This is a genomic window from Oceanobacillus sp. FSL K6-2867 (assembly GCF_037963145.1).
In the GTDB taxonomy this organism is placed as follows: Bacteria; Bacillota; Bacilli; order Bacillales; family Amphibacillaceae; genus Oceanobacillus.
In genome coordinates, this window is record NZ_CP150144.1 from 722,874 (window position 1) to 741,324 (window position 18,451).

The 18,451-nt window shown below is 37.3% G+C and carries 18 protein-coding genes; 7 read left to right on the forward strand and 11 right to left on the reverse strand.

The window, feature by feature from the left end; genetic code table 11:
- Positions 1-21 precede the first annotated feature (21 nt).
- Both hemE and NSQ77_RS03405 read right to left on the reverse strand, forming a co-directional pair.
- Positions 22-1,056, reverse strand: coding sequence for a uroporphyrinogen decarboxylase (gene hemE, locus NSQ77_RS03400; protein WP_339228822.1), 1,035 nt, complete (start codon positions 1,054-1,056; stop codon positions 22-24).
- Positions 1,057-1,180: 124 nt separating this feature from the next.
- Positions 1,181-3,352 carry a PBP1A family penicillin-binding protein gene (locus tag NSQ77_RS03405; protein ID WP_339228823.1) on the reverse strand — a complete coding sequence of 724 codons (2,172 nt, stop codon included), beginning with the start codon at positions 3,350-3,352 and terminating at the stop codon, positions 1,181-1,183.
- Positions 3,353-3,512: 160 nt separating this feature from the next.
- Between NSQ77_RS03405 and NSQ77_RS03410 the strand changes: the two genes are divergently transcribed.
- Positions 3,513-4,013 carry an antibiotic biosynthesis monooxygenase gene (locus NSQ77_RS03410; protein WP_339228824.1) on the forward strand — a complete coding sequence of 167 codons (501 nt, stop codon included), beginning with the start codon at positions 3,513-3,515 and terminating at the stop codon, positions 4,011-4,013.
- Positions 4,014-4,108: 95 nt separating this feature from the next.
- On the opposite strand, the gene NSQ77_RS03415 is transcribed toward NSQ77_RS03410, so the two are convergent.
- A complete protein-coding gene (locus NSQ77_RS03415) occupies positions 4,109-4,480 on the reverse strand; it encodes a YbaN family protein (protein WP_339228825.1) in 372 nt (123 codons plus the stop codon).
- A gap of 258 nt (positions 4,481-4,738) precedes the next feature.
- On the opposite strand from NSQ77_RS03415, the gene NSQ77_RS03420 reads away from it, so the two are divergent.
- Entirely contained in the window at positions 4,739-6,508 is a 1,770-nt protein-coding gene (locus tag NSQ77_RS03420) for a dihydroorotate dehydrogenase (RefSeq protein WP_339228826.1), read from the forward strand.
- A 110-nt stretch (positions 6,509-6,618) separates the two neighbouring features.
- Here the strand turns inward: NSQ77_RS03420 and NSQ77_RS03425 are convergent, their stop codons facing one another.
- The 6 genes from NSQ77_RS03425 to NSQ77_RS03450 form a co-directional block, all read right to left on the reverse strand.
- Positions 6,619-7,098, reverse strand: a complete 480-nt coding sequence (locus NSQ77_RS03425; protein ID WP_339228827.1) for a thioredoxin family protein — start codon at positions 7,096-7,098, stop codon at positions 6,619-6,621.
- 3 nt (positions 7,099-7,101) lie between these two features.
- A complete protein-coding gene (locus NSQ77_RS03430; protein WP_339228828.1) occupies positions 7,102-7,536 on the reverse strand; it encodes a disulfide oxidoreductase in 435 nt (144 codons plus the stop codon).
- Positions 7,537-7,821: 285 nt separating this feature from the next.
- A complete protein-coding gene (locus NSQ77_RS03435; protein WP_339228829.1) occupies positions 7,822-8,448 on the reverse strand; it encodes a response regulator transcription factor in 627 nt (208 codons plus the stop codon).
- 38 nt (positions 8,449-8,486) lie between these two features.
- Positions 8,487-9,539 carry a sensor histidine kinase gene (locus NSQ77_RS03440; RefSeq protein WP_339228830.1) on the reverse strand — a complete coding sequence of 351 codons (1,053 nt, stop codon included), beginning with the start codon at positions 9,537-9,539 and terminating at the stop codon, positions 8,487-8,489.
- 12 nt (positions 9,540-9,551) lie between these two features.
- Positions 9,552-10,328 carry a cell wall-active antibiotics response protein LiaF gene (gene liaF, locus NSQ77_RS03445; RefSeq protein WP_339228831.1) on the reverse strand — a complete coding sequence of 259 codons (777 nt, stop codon included), beginning with the start codon at positions 10,326-10,328 and terminating at the stop codon, positions 9,552-9,554.
- 116 nt (positions 10,329-10,444) lie between these two features.
- Entirely contained in the window at positions 10,445-11,083 is a 639-nt protein-coding gene (locus NSQ77_RS03450) for a phosphatase PAP2 family protein (RefSeq protein ID WP_339228832.1), read from the reverse strand.
- 134 nt (positions 11,084-11,217) lie between these two features.
- Here NSQ77_RS03450 and NSQ77_RS03455 point away from each other — a divergent pair, with 134 nt between their 5' ends.
- From NSQ77_RS03455 to NSQ77_RS03475, 5 genes are all read left to right on the forward strand, one after another.
- The gene (locus tag NSQ77_RS03455; protein ID WP_339228833.1) at positions 11,218-11,652 is read left to right on the forward strand and encodes a ferritin-like domain-containing protein; all 435 of its coding nucleotides are present in this window, start codon (positions 11,218-11,220) and stop codon (positions 11,650-11,652) included.
- 367 nt (positions 11,653-12,019) lie between these two features.
- Entirely contained in the window at positions 12,020-12,517 is a 498-nt protein-coding gene (locus NSQ77_RS03460; RefSeq protein ID WP_339228834.1) for a phosphatase PAP2 family protein, read from the forward strand.
- 113 nt (positions 12,518-12,630) lie between these two features.
- Positions 12,631-13,929 (forward strand): MFS transporter, encoded by a 1,299-nt coding sequence (locus NSQ77_RS03465; protein WP_339228835.1) that lies wholly within the window; start codon positions 12,631-12,633, stop codon positions 13,927-13,929.
- 96 nt (positions 13,930-14,025) lie between these two features.
- Positions 14,026-14,868: an aldo/keto reductase gene (locus tag NSQ77_RS03470; RefSeq protein ID WP_339228836.1), complete on the forward strand. Its 843-nt coding sequence runs from the start codon at positions 14,026-14,028 to the stop codon at positions 14,866-14,868.
- A gap of 357 nt (positions 14,869-15,225) precedes the next feature.
- A complete protein-coding gene (locus tag NSQ77_RS03475; RefSeq protein ID WP_339228837.1) occupies positions 15,226-16,395 on the forward strand; it encodes a M20 family metallopeptidase in 1,170 nt (389 codons plus the stop codon).
- Positions 16,396-16,459: 64 nt separating this feature from the next.
- Here NSQ77_RS03475 and NSQ77_RS03480 read toward each other — a convergent pair whose 3' ends face one another.
- Together NSQ77_RS03480 and NSQ77_RS03485 are read right to left on the reverse strand one after the other, a co-directional pair.
- Positions 16,460-17,674: an ABC transporter permease gene (locus tag NSQ77_RS03480; RefSeq protein ID WP_339228838.1), complete on the reverse strand. Its 1,215-nt coding sequence runs from the start codon at positions 17,672-17,674 to the stop codon at positions 16,460-16,462.
- Positions 17,667-18,413 carry an ABC transporter ATP-binding protein gene (locus NSQ77_RS03485; RefSeq protein WP_339228839.1) on the reverse strand — a complete coding sequence of 249 codons (747 nt, stop codon included), beginning with the start codon at positions 18,411-18,413 and terminating at the stop codon, positions 17,667-17,669. Before NSQ77_RS03485 ends, NSQ77_RS03480 begins: the two co-directional genes overlap by 8 nt.
- Positions 18,414-18,451: the final 38 nt, after the last annotated feature.

Here is an 18,451-nt window from a genome sequence, read left to right on the forward strand (position 1 = left end):
AATTATAGTGTAAACAACTTCTTATTTTTGTGTATAAGAATGAATAAGCGCTGTTAACTTTTTCAATGTTTCTGGTTTAATATCAGGTGTCACGCCGTGTCCAAGATTAAACACATGCTTCCCATGCTGCATTCCTTCATCTAGAATAACTTTCGTTCGTTTTTCAATAGTTTCCCAGTCCGTCAGCAGAATGGTCGGATCCAAGTTTCCTTGGACAACTTTTGTTACACCCATCGCACGAGCTTCGGCAATAGACGTACGCCAATCCAGACCAATTACGTCAACAGGGAGGTCATTCCACTCTAATAATAAGTGACGGGCTCCGACCCCAAACGTTATCAACGGTACATTATGCTTTTTAAGCTCAGAGAATATTCTCGTCATTACTGGTTTAATAAATACACGATAGTCTGCAGCATTTAATGAACCTACCCAAGAATCAAAAATTTGGACTGCTTTTACACCAGCTTTTACTTGAGCTTCAACATATGTTATAACCATGTCTGCCAGCTTATCCATTAAAGCAAACCAAGCTTCTGGCTCACGGTACATCAAGCTTTTGGTTTTGCTGTAATTTTTGGATGGGCCGCCTTCTATCATATAGCTTGCTAGCGTGAACGGTGCACCACTAAATCCAATTAAAGGCACATCAAGCTGTTCCTTTGTTAAGATACGTATCGTATCAAGTACGTATGGAATATCTGCTTCTGGATTAATTTCGCCAAGCTTTTCAATGTCAGCAAGGTTTCTGATTGGATTGTCAATGACTGGTCCAATTCCAGCTTTAATTTCCACATCCACACCCATCGCAGGTAATGGGGTCATAATATCCTTGTATAAAATAGCGGCATCAACCCCATAATTTTCAACGGGAAGCCTTGTTACATAAGCACATAATTCCGGCTGATGCGTGATTTCAAATAACGAATATTTTTTTTTCAATTCCCGGTATTCTGGTTGGGAACGTCCCGCCTGTCTCATAAACCAAGCAGGTGTATAATCCGTATCTTCTCCTTTATATGCTTTTAAAATCGTATCATTGATTCGTTTCGACATAATTTATTCACCCTTTTAACATACTGTGCGTTAATCCCCTATATATCCATACTTAACTATAGCGATTACATCCCTTACTGTATAGTAACGGTAGCTGATTGTCATCAATTTGTCTAATTTCATTTTACCAATTAAGTTCCACTACTTCCGATCTGCCACCTTCCAGTTTGGTCAAGGGATCATACGCTACAACATAATACGCACTTCCGCGAAATAATGCATGATTTATGGTATACGCTGTTACACCTTGTACCTCACCAATGCGTTTATCGATTCCAGGTTTTTCTAGATATATTCGATAATGCACACGCTCATCATCTGAGCCTTCCCACGTTAACTTTCCTTGCACCAACGAAAAACCACCAAATTGATATGCTGCACGGAGATTTGTAATTTGTGGAAGCTTGATTGGCTTTGGCAGCTCACTCACACCATCCGGTCTTGTAAATTCCGCAGCTAGCGCACCGCCAGTTTGCCTGTCAACCTCAGTTAAGATTGCTTTCGTTAATCTCGTTGGATAAGAACTGCCTCCCGTTAAATAATGATTTTCATCCGATTTATCATACCCAATCCAGGCTGCAGTTACATATTCTGGTGTATATCCAACAAACCAAGCATCCTTGGCTTGTCCCTCAACATGCGGATGCTGCGTTGTACCTGTTTTTCCAGCTAAGGCTTTAGTGTATTCACCTGCAGATGCTGTTCCTGTATTAACAGTTTCTGTGAGCATCTCTGTCATCTGCCATGCCACTCGCGGACTAAAAACGGATGTAGCTCTAGCTTCATCTTCAAATATTATTTCATTATCTCGATCAAAAATGCGATGAATTGTTAGAGGTTCCACGATATTTCCTTCTTCCGAAAAGGAACGATAGCTCGCAGCAAGCTGAAGCGGTGTTACACCTTCAGCTAACCCACCAAGAGCAATTGCTAATCCCTCATCCTCAATTGGCATTCCTAGTTGCTCCAGATAACCTTTTGCATAGTCAACACCTATTTGATCTAGCAGCCATACGGTCGATGTATTTTTTGAACTGATTAATGCTTCATATATGGTAACTGCATTCGAGTATGTTCCATCCGAGTTTGAGACCATGTATTTATCCATCTGCTGGTCAGGTAAAAGTGTAAAAGGTGTATATCTTTCCTCTTGCATGAGAGCTGGTCCATATACTGCGACTGGTTTGAAGGTTGAGCCTGGCTGACGTTTAACTACTGTACGATTTAAATCGCCAAGCTGATAATTTCTACCGCCAATAACAGAAACTATATTCCCTGTTTCACCTTCCATCATCACAAACGCGCCTTCCACTCCATCTGTATTTCCCGGGAAAAATTCGTCATTCAGAAATTGATCGTATGCGACTTTTTGAATCGTACTATCCATGTTAACGATAATTCGATATCCACCACGCTTTAATGCGTCAACTGAAAGCTGATGATCACTTGCAGCTTCTTTCATCACAAGGTCTATATAACTATCTGTCCAAGACTTTGCCTCTTTTTCCTGTATTTCCAGCCCCAATGTTTTTTCCTGTTCTGCAAGTCTTGTTTCGGCTGAAATAAATTCAGCATTCTCCATCGCTTGCAGGACAACATTTCTTCTATTCAGCGCTTTGTCTGGATGGTTAATTGGTGAATATCCATTTGGCGCTTTAGCCAGCCCAGCAAGCATAGCACTCTCTGCAATTGTCAAATCACTGACCGACTTCGAGAAGAAATAGTTTGAAGCCACTTCCACTCCATATAAACCGTGACCAAAATAAATTTCATTCATATATAATTCCAGGATCTGATCCTTTGTTAATTCTTTTTCCAAATAAATGGCTGCCATTGCTTCCTTGATTTTTCGTGACCATGTTTTATCATTATATAAAAACAGATTCTTCGATAACTGCTGCGTAATCGTACTTGCTCCTTCTACCTTACTCATCGCAATTATGTCCCGGTAGATCGCACGGATAATTGATTTGATATCAATTCCTGAATGGTCATAAAAGCGTCTATCTTCAATCGCAACATAAGCCTGTTGTAAGTGCTCTGGTATTTGATCAATTGGGACATAAATGCGATTTTCATTGTATAACGACCCGATTACCTCTCCATTCTGTGTTTCAATGGTAGTCGTTTCATCTAATACCATACCTGCCTGATCAACAATAAGCTTTCCACCAAATAAAGCAGCACCATATCCAAGAAGACCAATTCCAATCATAAAGACGATTATAAATAGAAATGCTTTTAATCTGCGCCGAATTGTTAGCCTGCGCTTATCTTTTCTAATATTTTTCCGCATATGTTCACCTCTACACAATTACAGTATTTATTATACGACATTTTTCGCCGAATCTAAAGAATATACTACCTATTATTTAATAATAATTTTAATATAGCTTTGTGTAATCGTTGCCATTAAAGGGAATTATGATAGTATAAAAAGAAAAGGGGGATGTTACATGAAAGCATTTATGACAAATGGGACAATTGAATTTCTTCTAAAGCTGCAAAAGACAAACCCAGAATTAAACCTGCACCTCATGTATAATAGTGAAGGAGGTATTGCTTATTATGAGAATCATGATAAGAAACTATTTCAATCTGGAAGAGAATATGAAATTTTAATTCAAACAGGGGAAATTCTTGCAGAAGGATTTGTTGTTATGAATAACATTCCTGTTTCCGATGAAAGTAAACCCGGATTTGAATATCGATTCAAACAACGCAACAATTCAGTTGAGGGGATGCCTGGATTCCAAGCCTTCCGCTTATTAAGGCCGACAAAAAGCAATACCTATGTTGTCTTCACCCAGTGGAAATCTGCGGAGGACTTCGAAAACTGGAAGGAATCGAAAGAATTTAAGGAAGCACATAAAAAACAAGACGCTAAAAAGCCAGCAAACTTTCTTGAACAACCGTTTTTAACAATTTGCAATATGTATAATGAAAATGATCAATAAGAAGCAAGCACGCTTGAAAAAAACTGCTCAGGGGATAACCTCTGAGCAGTTTTTTCAAAGTAATTTATGAAGGGACTATTCCTTGTTTAGTATATTTAAGATTGCATTAATTTTGCTTCTTCCGGGGTTATTGTCTTTATTTTCTTTATGAAATAATAATGCTTATAAAACATAAGTATAATTAAAACAATCCTTACAAGCAGGATATCGACATAAAATACGGAAAATAAAATAAAAGCATCAGCAATTATGTTGATCCGAACTTTTTCCTTCTTGGTCATGCCCCGGTTTTCTTTGATACGAACAACGTAGTTTTCATAAAACTTGGTGCTCTTAAACCAATTATCAATACGCTGTGAGCTTTTCCCAAAACAAAACGCAGAAAACAGAAAAAAAGGTCCCCCTGGCAGGATCGGCAGGATCGTACCAGCAATACCAATACCAAAGGAGATAAGGCCTAGAAGCATAAATAGAGCACTTCTTATATTTTTAATGGTAATCACCTTACTTTATATGAATTTGAGCAATACAAAATAGCAAGTGTATAAAATCATATCTATTATTACGTTTTACTTCCATAATATCAACTTCCTGTTCATTTGAAAATGCAATTTTACTATGAACATTCTATTTTCCTACCCAAATTAAGCAAACACTAGCGTTCTTCCTTTCATAAATACATCCATGCTACAATGGGATAAAATACATCTGGAAGGAGGGATACCGTGCCAGACTGGTCCTATCATAGTATTTTTCGTCCTTTATTAAATAGATTGCCGCCCACCACCTCAAGAGAATTTATACATCGGGGAATGAATCTCATCGCTGCACTTCCATTCCGGATTGGACCCCAAGTAATCCAATTTCTCGGCAGGGAAGAAAGTTCCCCGCTTATTCAAAAAAATGAACACGGATTAACCTTTCATAATCCAGTTGGATTATCCGGAAAAATCGATCCGCTCCTTTCCGGAACAAAAGCTTTTACGAACCTAGGTTTTGGCTTCCTGGAAATCGGGCCTGTAACAGTAAAGCAAATAAATCATTTCTCAACTCCAATCGTTGATAGAAAGATAGAAAAGATTCATTTTGCTGCCACGGCGGAATCCATTGGAATTGAAAAAACGCGCGAGCATTTACATAAGGTAAAAAAGAATCAGCCATTCTTCATCAGACTTATCGGGACATATGAAGAGCTATGCATGATGATAAAGCGGCTTGATCAATTTGCTGATGGTTATATTATTGAATCACCGTATCCAGATTTAATGCGAGAAACAGATAAGCCTATATTCTTTTCAACCACTTCACCAAATAAGAATCGTACAGAATATCCTTTTGCCGGTATTGTGTTGGAACATGCGGAAAAAGATGTTCCCCTCCTTGATAAAGTAGTTGATTTAAGAAAAAACGGCTTTCAAGGCACAATTATAACTTCAGGTGGAATCAAGGAACCAGAACAAGCGTTACAGTTATTAGATGCTGGTGCTGATTTCATGATGCTTTCAGATGGCTATGTATTTGCTGGGCCAGGATTAACGAAACGAATCAATGAAGCACTTCTCGACCGTCTTGATTATAATCCTTCCCACCAATCTGGATGGTTTTCCTATTGGCTTTTTGGTTTATTTATTGTAATTGGGGGACTGCTGGCACTGCTATTCAGCATGACAACTGTAGTCCTTCCCTATGATGAGTTTTTTTTAGGCATCAAACGCCAAACCATTATAACTTTTAATGAGCGGATTATGCTATTTATGGCTCATGACCGGATGACCCTTGCCGGAACTATGATATCCGGGGGGATTGTTTATATGCAATTATCCAAGCATGGGGTGAAACATGGAATAAAATGGGCAAAGCAAGCAATTGATTTTGCTGCCATTATTGGCTTTTTGGGTATTTTTGCTTTTATTGGATTTGGTTATTTCGATTGGCTTCATCTTATTTTTTGGCTTGTTTTGCTGCCTGTATATATATATGGATATAGAAAAACCAAAGGCATTACTGGCACATCATCTTCGAAAAACAGAAAAAATGATGTCATTTTTAAAAAAGGATTATTTGGACAATTAGCATTTGTATTGTTAGGATTTTCATTTATATTAGGCGGGATCATCATTTCCACTATTGGAGTAACTACCATTTTCGTCCCAACTGATTTGACTTATATTTGTATGCCACCTGAAATGATGAACGCATTTAATGAGAACTTGCTGTCTGTTCTAGCACATGATCGCGCTGGATTTGGAAGTGCATTATTAAGCGTTGGCTTACTCGTATTAACACTCTCGTTATGGGGATTTCAACAAGGTAATCAGTGGGTGTGGTGGACATATCTAATAGGTGGTCTGCCAGCATTTGGGGCAGGGATCTATATTCACTTCGCAATTGGCTATACGGCTTTTATCCATTTATTACCTGCATATATTGCGCTTGGTTTGTTTTTTATTGGGTTAGTCCTTTCCTATCCGTTTTTTAACAAAACAAAGGTATAGTGCTAAACTTTTTTAATACAAGCCTAGTGCATGTTTAATTTTCCTTTAGCAGTATTACATCACAACATGAAAGAAGTAATGGCTTCGTCAAGGAAGCCATTACTTTTTTATTAGTTCACTACATATTCATTAAAAAAGGTCTCGTAGCCCTCTTCAGGGTATTGTCCAACTAGACGGGCAACCTCTTCTCCATCTTCAAAATGAATCAGTGTTGGTGTTGATTCAATACGATATGCACTGCCCTCTTGACCAAACTCTAGTAAATTGAATTTCTTCATATCGACATCCATTGTTTCAGCTAATGGTGCAAGGTATGGTGTTGTATTTTGACAATAAATACAGGTTGGACTGTAGAAGTAAACCGTTACAGGTTCCCCACTTTGAATCGTTTCACTTAGTTCATCTGGAAGAATTTGATTTTGATATAATGGATCATCTAGCTGGTCAATCGTTGCCTGATCCAAATTATCTGTTCCATATGGATTTTCATTGTTATCGAGTGCTTGATTATTTTTATAATCGAGAACGAAAAATAAAGCAATAAATAATACAACGATTACCCCAATAATAGCTATCATTTTCTTACCCATCCGTTATTTCCTCCTTTGTTCCTTTAAAAGCAGAAGATGTAAAACAATAATTACCGTAAATGCTATACCTGCTAAAAATGGTATGGTTATAAAACCAAAATAATTGACATAGACAGCATTGCACGGAACCGCTCCTGTACATGCTCCTCCCAATTCATGCATTGCAGGTACTTTTTGCAGCATGTAGTGATAAATGGAAATTGGCAAGCCAATTACACTCAAAATTAATCCTGGCAATGCAATTGAAATATCCTTTTTAATTGCTGCAGTCCCATAAATAATGACAAGTGGATACATTATGATTCTTTGATACCAGCACATTTCACACGGAACATATCCCATTATTTCTGAATAAAACAGGCTGCCTGTAGTTGCTAAAAATGCTTGTACCCACATGAACAACAATAAATTCTCAGTTTTTTTAGTCATCTGCCGCATATTCGAGTATTCCTCTCTACTTTTATACATTTGTATTATACAAATGGTTGTAGTGAAAAACAATAAAACAGCTTTGATTGTTTTTCTTAATATGACAAATTATTGAACAATCAAGAGAAGTGTAATTCCTATATTTATTTATAATTTTTATTGTAAGTGAATGATCTACTCGTGGATGGACATGTTTAAATCATGAAGTAAAAGTTGTTGATCGGAAGTGAATTCTATACTTTTTCTTTGGAAAAGCCGCTTAAAGTGATTCCTATTAAGCGGCTTTAAGCCAGTTTATAGTAATTGATTACGGTGTACGTAAACAGCGGCTTGTGTTCGGTCATTAACATCCAATTTCGATAAAATGTTGCTAACATGTGTTTTAACTGTTTTGATGCCAATATAAAGTTTGTCACTGATCTCTTGATTCGTCATTCCATTTCCGATACAGAGCAAAACTTCCATTTCACGTTCTGTCAATGCATCATGTGGCTTTTTTTGATCAGCGCGGAAATTGGACATCATTTTCCCAGCTACTTTTGGCTCAATGACATTTTCTCCGTTAAATGCTTTTTTTATAGTTGCTGCAATTTCAGGTGCAGCGGAAGTTTTTAATATATAACTAAAAGCCCCAGCTTCAAGCGCTGGAAATATTTGTTCATCATCATAATAGCTCGTCAAAATAATAATTTTACACTCTGGATAGCTTCCCATTATTTGCTTTGTCGCTTCAATCCCGGTTCCATCATCCATAATTAAATCCATTAAAACAACATCTGGCTTTAATTGGAGGGCGAGCTCTGCACCTTTATTCCCGCTTGATGCTTGACCGATAATTTCAATATCATCTTCTGTCTGCAAATAAGCAATTATTCCTTTTCTGACTATCTCATGATCATCAACAACTACAACACGAACCATTTTCATTCCTCCCACTAAATAACCCGATTTATCTCCTGCTAACAAGGAATCCGAATATCAATATATGTTCCTTCATCTGGATTAGAACGAATTACAAATGTCCCTCCTAATTCCTCACTGCGCTCTCGCATTGTTTTCAATCCATAGGATGTCTTTCTTTCTGTATCGTTCACTACATCAAATCCTTTGCCGTCATCCTGAATATGGACAAATAATTCACTGGATTTCTTATAAATCTCGACCTGAACAGTGTTCGCATTTGCATGTCTCAAAATATTCGATAAAGATTCCTGCACGATTCGAAATACATGCTCTTCAATCGTTTCACTAAGTTCAAGTTCCCCATTTATTGTGACTTGGAAATGAATTGGACTCTTCTGTTTTAACTCTTCGATTAATTTATGTATCCCTGTGGCCAATGAATCCCCTGATAGATGAACAGGTCGTAAATGAAGTAAAAGCGCACGCATTTCGGTTTGTGCCTGTAATGCTGCGGTAGCAACTTCCTTCATTTGCTTTTTCGCTAATACTGGATCTTTGTCAAATTGCTTGATCGAAGCCTCTGAGATCATCGTTAAGGCAAAAAGCTGCTGGCTGACAGCATCATGAAGGTCTCTTGCAATCCGTTGCCTTTCCTCAATAACTGCTGCCTTATGTGCTGACTTAGCAAAATCTGCTTTTTCATCTGCCATTCGCTGCAGCGATTTCACTTGATTCTTTAATTTATTACCTAGCTCATTTAAATCTTTAGCAATTCTCGTAATCTCATCTTCGTCTTTCATTGACTTTGGAAACTGTATGGAAGAATCATAATTTCCATTTGAAAACTGCGTTATAAGAAGTGAAATGCCATCCAGCTTAGTTTTTAACATATTCCCTACCTCTTTAAAGCCAGTATATAATGAGATAACAAAGGCAATAAGTACATATAAAACCACAAACAGAAAAATGCTTTGTACCGTTAGCCATTCTGGCTCAAATAAAACATACACAGATAATAAAATGGTAAGCAGCAAGATAGACGTTAAAAACATACTGTAAAGATGGGAACGAATAAAGATATAGCGAATACTTGAAAACCTGTTTTTCATCATACAGCCTCCTCACACACGATCAATACGAATGTTTCCAGCTTTTAGATTGATATAAAAGTCTAGCTTTCTGACTGCAGCCTCATAGTTATTCGTTTGATAGACTAATGTACGATTTATACCATCCGCAGACTGATCCAGAACTTGTATACTACCAGCTTTTACTCTCGCATTAATACGAAAATCAACGTTTTCTGGTACTACCATATTCACATCTGCCGCAAGTGAATCAATTGTAATCGGTATTTTCTTTTCAGGAATAAATGCCTTCGAAAAATTAAAATAAAAATCTCCAGCCATATGCTTGAGATGCATCGGCTCTGCAACCCAATTTTGCTCATCGAAGGTTTGGCTGCCGACGGAAAACATTGAATTATCGAAATGCCTTTTATACCATGTTGTATCGTAATCATAATTACGATTTTTGTCGTCATCAAAGGAATAAGCGACCGTGACCCGCTTACGACCAATTAGAGAAAATCCAATATATACAATAAGCAGTGGCCATAAATTAATAACATCCTTAAATGTGAATGTTATCCAGTCTAACCGATCCATGATTAGCAACGAACCAAATATTAGAAAAAAGGAACCAAAGATCCAGCTTCCCCCTCTTCTTCGCCAAAAACGAATCAAACCTGTAAAGCCGATCACAACAAAGAAAATCGGATAAATATAATGCCAGGCAACACTAAAATTGAAATCAATCACTTCAAGATTAGCCAAAACAAGCATAATGCCAATTACAATTAAAAAAATTGCAAAGAAATACCGAATGAAATTTCTCATCTCTTGTCATCCTTCCAAGCCTATCAATATAAACAGAGACTGTTCAAAGCTTTCCTGTTTTATTACTTTTATCATAAACCTAGATTCTGCGCTGTTAAACCATCCAGAGGAGGCTTTCAGCTCCGACTTAAGACTGATTCAATCTTTTCATATACATATATGAGTCCCCATAAACAAATAAACCCAAGTGCAAATCCGGCAACAATATCGGTTATATAATGGACATGAATAACGTATCTGCTGATTCCAATCAGAAATATAAGGGTGGTAAACGTTGTTTGTGTAATAACAATCAGGACATTCGATTTCATTTTCTTTACCAATAAATAAGCAATCAGGCCGTAACAAACCATTGAAATCATAGCATGTCCAGATGGAAAGCTATAACCCTCTGCATTAGCTGCTGCCGAAATGCTTGGTCTTTCCCTTACTACAATGCTTTTAATAAATATATTCAATTGATGCGCAAGTAAAATTCCACCTGGAAAAAGAATAGCAACAAACCATTTTTTCAGTAAAACACTTAACACAATCGCCATTATTACAACAAATGGCTCAAGAAATGATTCTGATCCAAGATTTGTTATCAATCGGAATGGCTGATAAATAATGGAATCGTGCAAGCTTTCAACAAATTGATTTGTCCACCTATCAATAGCGGGCACATTACCATTTACAATTTGTATAACCCAAACTCCTGTAATGATAAGTACTGCGACAAATAGGAACAACAATACTGTTCGATTTTTCTTCATTATTTCACACCTCCATTTTATCTTCTCATTTCAATTTAATGCTATTATACAGGGATTTAGGTTTAAACAAAATCAGAGCGGGTATTGTATTAATATACTTAACGGTTTTACTATTGAAAAGGTGGAGATGAATAATGGAAAAAGACTTACAAAATTTAATCGATGGTTTAAATGAAGACCTAGCTCATGAGTATGGTGCTGCAATTCAATACACATACAGTGCATCTGTTGTTTCCGGTTTATACCGTTCTGCATTAAAACCGTTTTTCGAATCGGAAATTACGGATGAACTTGGACATGCACTCTATCTTTCTGAAAAGATCAAAGCTCTTGGGGGCACTCCAACAACTAAATCAGCTGATGTACCACAGCCAACAGAATTAAAATCAATATTGGAAGCAACCCTCCAAGCCGAATCAGATACGATTACGCGCTATGAAGAACGAAAAAAACAGGCAGAAGATCTTGGATTAACAGAGCTTGTTGTTAAATTAGAAGATTTAATTTCGGATGAAACACACCATAAGGAAGAAATCGAACGATTACTCGCTGATCCACGACTTTCTTAATAGATTCCCCCCTTTTATTTAGGACGGCTAAAACAGCTGTCCTCCTTTCTTTGTTAACATCCATTTACTTATACAATTTCTCGTGTATTCATGGTATGATAAATAAATTAGAATTTACCAGGTTTATATATAAAATAAGCAAAGCAGCATTAGAAAGAGTGATACCATCAGGAATAAAAAATTATCAACTATGCCCTTTTTTCTGACAGGGTTTTTATTTTTACTATTATTCTGTACTGTAGCTAGGGGCGTCCACGTTGAAAGTCAATGGATTGCTTCCCTGGACTCCTTATGGATAGAACGAATTCAAGGAACAATATCAGAAAGCAAAACATCCTTTATTAAAATAACAACAGAGCTTGGAAACATGAAGCTTATTATCGCCTTAACCATGATCCTCGTGATTGTTTTATTTTTTAAGCATAAGTATGCCGAAGGGCTTTGGTTTGGCGGCACCATACTCTTTTGTGCTGCAATCGCTGGAAAGGTTCTAAAAAAGGCTTTTGACCGGGAACGTCCCGCTTTTTTGCAGCTTATTGAAAAAACAAATGAAAGTTTTCCAAGTGGGCATGCCACAGGATCAACTATTTTTTATGGGTTTATCGGTCTAATACTTGTATGTATCATTGCTAAAATTTGGCTGAAACTTGTGGTTGGCTTTATCACACTGGCATGGATTGGTTTCATATTATTTACACGTGTTTACTTAGGAGCCCACTTCCCAACTGACGTTCTTGCTGGATTTCTATTTGGTATGGCTGCCGTATTTATATCAATCGGGACTTATATTACCGTTCAGCAACCGCTCAAAAACTCACTTCGTAAATTGCAGTTAAAGAATCAAAGCGACGCCATTATAAAATAAGAAGGCGCCCGTATTTTATACAGGCGCCTTTACGAAATTTGCGGCAAAGCACGATGTGTTCACATTCACATCTATTGCGTTGTGCTTTGACTTACACAAATCAGCTCATCGCAATGTTAAGTATAACATCATTTATTAATAAGCACCATACTATAACCAGAATCTATTGGAGGTTAAAATTGAAGAACAAATATATTATATTAGAAAATCAACAATCATCTAAACGAACAGTTTGGCTGCTTGTCTTCGGTATTATTCTGATTGGTTCCAATTTAAGAGCACCACTAACATCTGTCGGGTCCCTCATCCCATTTATTCGGGATGATTTAGCATTAACCAATGCCATAGCAGGAAGTATTACTACTTTACCATTAATCGCATTTGCACTTCTTTCTCCCTTTGTACCAAAACTGGCAAATCGTCTTGGCATGGAATGGACGATTTTTCTTTCCATGCTTGTTCTAACTACAGGGATTATTGTACGTTCGTTAGCAGCAGATGTTAACTTTCTATTCATTGGAACAATCTTAATAGGAATAGCAATAGCTTTTGGTAATGTGTTACTACCAGGATTTATCAAAATGAATTTTCCTTTAAAAATCGGAATCATGACAGGTGTGTATGCTGTATCCATGAACATATTTGGTGCGTTGGGCTCTGGATTAAGTGTCCCTCTTGCTGGAGTTCAAGGTTTTGGCTGGTCTGGCGCTTTAGCAGTTTTCGCAAGTATTTCATTTTTAGCCATACTTGTTTGGATCCCACAGTTACTTCAAAGTAAAATTTCAGCTAACTCGATTACTGTAAAGAAAAATGGTAATCATTTATGGAAATCTGGTTTAGCCTGGAAGATTACACTATATATGGGATGTCAATCTTTTCTATTCTATACATTAATAACCTGGCTTCCTGATATATTACGAACAATTGGCTATCGTTCAAGTGCAGCAGGATGGATGGTTTTCTTGATGCAATTCTCTGTTATTCCTATCACCTTCATTATCCCGATTATTGCTGAGCGCTTGAAAAACCAAATCGGTCTTAGCATCGTAACCGCTTGTTTATATGCAACAGGCATACTTGGATTGTTAATCGGACATCCTTCTATCGTTCCTATTAGCGCTATCCTGATTGGTATTGCCTCTGGTAGTGCATTTAGTTTGTCAATGATGTTCTTTACACTAAGAACTTCGGATGGAAAACAGGCTGCAGCGTTATCCGGAATGGCTCAATCATTTGGTTACCTATTAGCGGCGTCGGGGCCAGTACTTATCGGAGGGATTCACGATATAACCAACAGCTGGCATATCCCATTACTATTATTAGTAGGTGTCATCGGATTACTGATGCTATCTGGAATTGGATCTGGCAGACAACGCACGGTTGATGAGAAGCTTAAAACATCTTTGCAATAATGTATAACATGGAAATAGTAAAAATCGATTTATTTATTTGAATTTATCTTTAATATAGTGATACGCTTAATTTATTATAGAGAGGAGTGGTTTATCTTGACGACATCAATTCCAGAAATTAGGCTACATGACGGTATGAATGTGCCAGCAATTGGATTTGGTACATATAATCTAAATGGTAATCCAGGTGTAAATGCAATCACGAGTGCTATCGATATTGGCTATCGCTTAATCGATACAGCCTACAATTATGAAAATGAAGGAACAGTTGGAGAAGCGGTCAGACGCAGCTCTGTTCCGAGAGAAGAACTAAGAATAACATCCAAATTACCGGGAAGATATCATGAATATGATAAAGCTGTTACAACTATTCAGGAATCATTATACCGTGCAAATCTGGATTACTACGATTTATACCTTATCCATTGGCCAAACCCAATCCAAGATATCTATGTGGAAGCTTGGCAAGCATTAATTGATGCAAAGAAATGGGGACTCATTCGTTCTATCGGTGTTTGTAATTTCTTACCGGAACATATAGAGCGATTAGAAAAGGAAACCGGTGTAAAACCGAGTATGAACCAAATTGAATTGCATCCATTTTTCAACCAAGAACAACAACGAAAGTGGCATCAAGATAATCACGTTCAGACCCAATCTTGGAGTCCAATCGCTCGTGCAAATGATGTATTGCAAAATGAAGTACTCCAGCAAATTGCCAATAACCATAACAAAACAGTGTCACAAGTAATTTTACGATGGCATTATCAACTAGATGCAATTCCAATTCCGAAATCCGGCTCAACTAAAAGACAATTAGAAAACATATCAATTTTTGACTTCTCACTGGACGAAACAGAAATGAACCTCATCGGGGATTTAACCCGACCTGATGGCAGAAATAAAAATCAAGATCCAGCTGTATATGAAGAGTTTTAAATTCACTTTAGCGCATCATATAATCAGTAAATGGTGCGCTACCTTTTTACTAATTCAATTTTCATTATATCGTAATACTCTATTTCCTAACCCAATCGTTTAAAGAAAGCTTGACTGGCCACGTTTCCCGCATGAGACTACGTATGCTTCCTACGCTAATTTTGCTTCGCTACCTTCCACAGTACAATCACAAAATAGTTTAACACAACTAAATTATACCCGATTTCAAACAATCTATATTTGTTAGAACATACAGTTACGGAATAATTTTTGTGCGAAAATTGAGTTTATGTGTAAAAACTCATGTTATAATAAAATAATTATCAAAGTGAATTAACTAAGAAGGTGGCGTTATTATTGTTAGAAAATATACATCAATCAATTGATGAGCTTTATCCGGAAATGGTAGAGATCAGAAGATACTTGCATCAATACCCTGAATTATCCTTTCAAGAAACAAAAACAGCGAAATACATAGCAGACCGTTATAAGAAGCTCGGAATTCCATATAAAACAAACGTTGGCGGAAATGGTGTAGTGGCAACATTAAAAGGTGCAAAGCCCGGTAAAACAGTTGCTTTAAGAGCCGATTTTGATGCATTGCCAATTCAGGATGAAAAAGATGTAGCCTATAAATCAAAGGTTCCTGGCGTCATGCATGCTTGTGGTCATGACGGTCATACGGCAACACTGCTAACACTTGCTAAAGTAATGAAAAAGTATCAAGCAGAGCTGACAGGGACAATTGTATTTATTCATCAGCATGCGGAAGAGTATGCACCAGGTGGGGCAAAACCAATGATTGAAGCCGGGGTGCTTAATGAAGTAGACGCAGTATTCGGAACTCATTTGTGGGCAACCGTTCCTCTAGGCGTGCTCCAAACTTCTAAGAAGGAATTTATGGCTGGGGCAGATCGATTTGAAATAAAGATTCAGGGACAGGGTGGACATGGTGCATACCCACATGAAACAAAGGATGCGATTGTTCTTGGAGCAGAAGTCATCACTCAATTTCAGCAAATCGTCAGCAGAAGAGTAGATCCATTAGAAACTGCCGTGTTAACGACTGGAATTTTCCAAGCAGGGAATGCATTTAATGTTATTGCAGATCAAGCTGAATTAGTTGGGACAGTACGCTATTTTAATATGAATGTTCAAGAACAAATTATCAATGAAATGGAAAAAATCCTTAAAGGTATTTGCACATCAAATGATGCATCTTATACCTTCAACTATATAAAAGGCTATCCACCATTAATCAATCATTCGGAAGGCGCTGAAATCGTGCTTGAAGCGAGCAAACAAATTGATGAAATTCATACAGCTGAAGAGGTTTTACCTGTAATGGGCGGAGAGGACTTTGCTTATTATATGCTGGAGAAACCTGGAGCATACTTCTTTACAGGTGCGAACAAAGAAGGAAATCCATATCCGCATCATCATCCGAAATTTGATATTGATGAGAAAGCTTTACCGATAGCTGCAAAGACATTGATCGGTGCTTATTTCGAATACCAAAATTCCTGATATTATATTTTTTAAGACCAAAAGAAGGAGACCAGATCAAATTCAGATTTGGTCTCCTTTATTACTACTTTAATCTCGGCTTCATGTATCCATTTACAAAGAGAACTGTAAAAAGCAGCCCTCCCCCAAGAACAATAACAAATCCTAAATATTCCTGCATTAAAATAAACAGGAGTGCGAATAGGATTGTTTGGATAGTAGCCAATTGATATACAATTTTAAGAACGGCATTTTTCTTATATGTGAGTTCCACCGGGTATAAATCAAGCCACATATTTGTCCGATGATGCTGATAAAGCGGCATCAGCTGGAAGGTGCTTAAATACAGAAATAAAATTGCAAACAGCACCTTCACCCATAAATTCGGAATGAAATAAATGAACAGACATCCAATTATGATGAGACGTACATACATCCCTAAATAATCCCCGCTGCGAATAAAGGAAATTCGAAATAAGTAGTCATACGTATGTTTCGTTTCAAAAGGAACTCCCCTATTGACTAAATGAACAAGCCATTGCCTTTTTTTCACACGGTTTTTTAAATGCGGAACATCGGCAAACATATTGGCAATCCTATAAAATGTCTGCATGCGATTTTGGTCTTTTTCAACAAGTAAATCCCAAGCTAACCCAGATTGTTTACTGGAATAGTAATAATCATAGAGAAAAACGATGACAAATAAAATGGATGTAATTCCTGCAAACAGCATGTCACCATTTACGATAAAATAAAAGGTAACTCCATTTAAGATTGTGCGAATTAGGAGATCAATACTACGAATGCCTGGCTCCCTTACTTTAAGCATCCACCAATTTGCCAGTAAATTTGCCACTTTAAATAATAGGAGCAGAACTAATGTGAGCAAGTAAATGTTTCCTGCTCTTTCTGGATAAGTAGCAAAATATAGCGGTCCAAATGCCGCAGCGAACAGCAGGATAATATAAAGCTGGATGACAAAACTATAAATCAGCGCATTACGGAAATAAGCTCCCATCTTTGTCTCCGCCACAATAAGAAACACAAGATCAGGTTCTTTCAGCAGTGTTCTGACAGGGCTATAGCTTGCAATTAAACCGAATGTACTCCCAATAATTACTGCTGTCGGGAAATTCGCTGGCAGATCCGTTAACCATTGTTGGTAATAATAAGCAGATGCAGAAATAAAGAATAGAATAGCAAATGCCATATGACCATTAAAAATATATTTCAAATAACGGCTTGTCTCCTTTAAATGAGAAGAAAACCGCTTTTTATAAAATTCATGTGAATCAAACATGGCTATCTTCTTCTTTCGTTAATTGCACATACAAATCATCCAACGTCGAATCAGGCATCTGAAAGCTTTCACGTAATTCTTCCAGTGTTCCAATCGCACGCACAACCCCATCATGCAAAATAACAAAACGATCACAATAGCGCTCTGCAGTAGCAAGAATATGTGTCGACATTAACACACCTGATCCATTATTTTTCATCCCTTCCATTAATTGCAGATAAGATTGAATACCTAATGGATCCAACCCTACAAAAGGCTCGTCAACTATATAAAGTGGTGGTTCAATTAAAAACGCACACATAATCATGACCTTTTGACGCATCCCCTTTGAAAAATGGACTGGGAACCAGTTCAGCTTTTTCTCTAGGCGAAATTCCTTTAAAAGCGGATGAAGCCTTTCCTCGAATACGTCCTCAGCAATTCCATATGCCATCGCCGTTAGGCGCAGATGCTCATAAAGTGTTAATTCATCATATAAAATTGGCATCTCTGGTATATATGCCATTTGATTGCGGTATGTTTCTGGATTATCCTTGTAACTCTCTCCATTCACCCGGACTGTTCCTTTTTTCGGCTGCATTAGCCCAATAATATGCTTGATTGTCGTACTTTTCCCAGCACCATTTAAACCAATTAAACCTACAATTTCCTTTGGTTTAACGTCAAATGAAATACCATGCAATACATTTTTATGTGTATACCCTCCATGAAGGTTATCGATATGTAATAAGGATTCCATTAAAGTCCCTCCTTCTCATTACTTCTGATTTTATCATT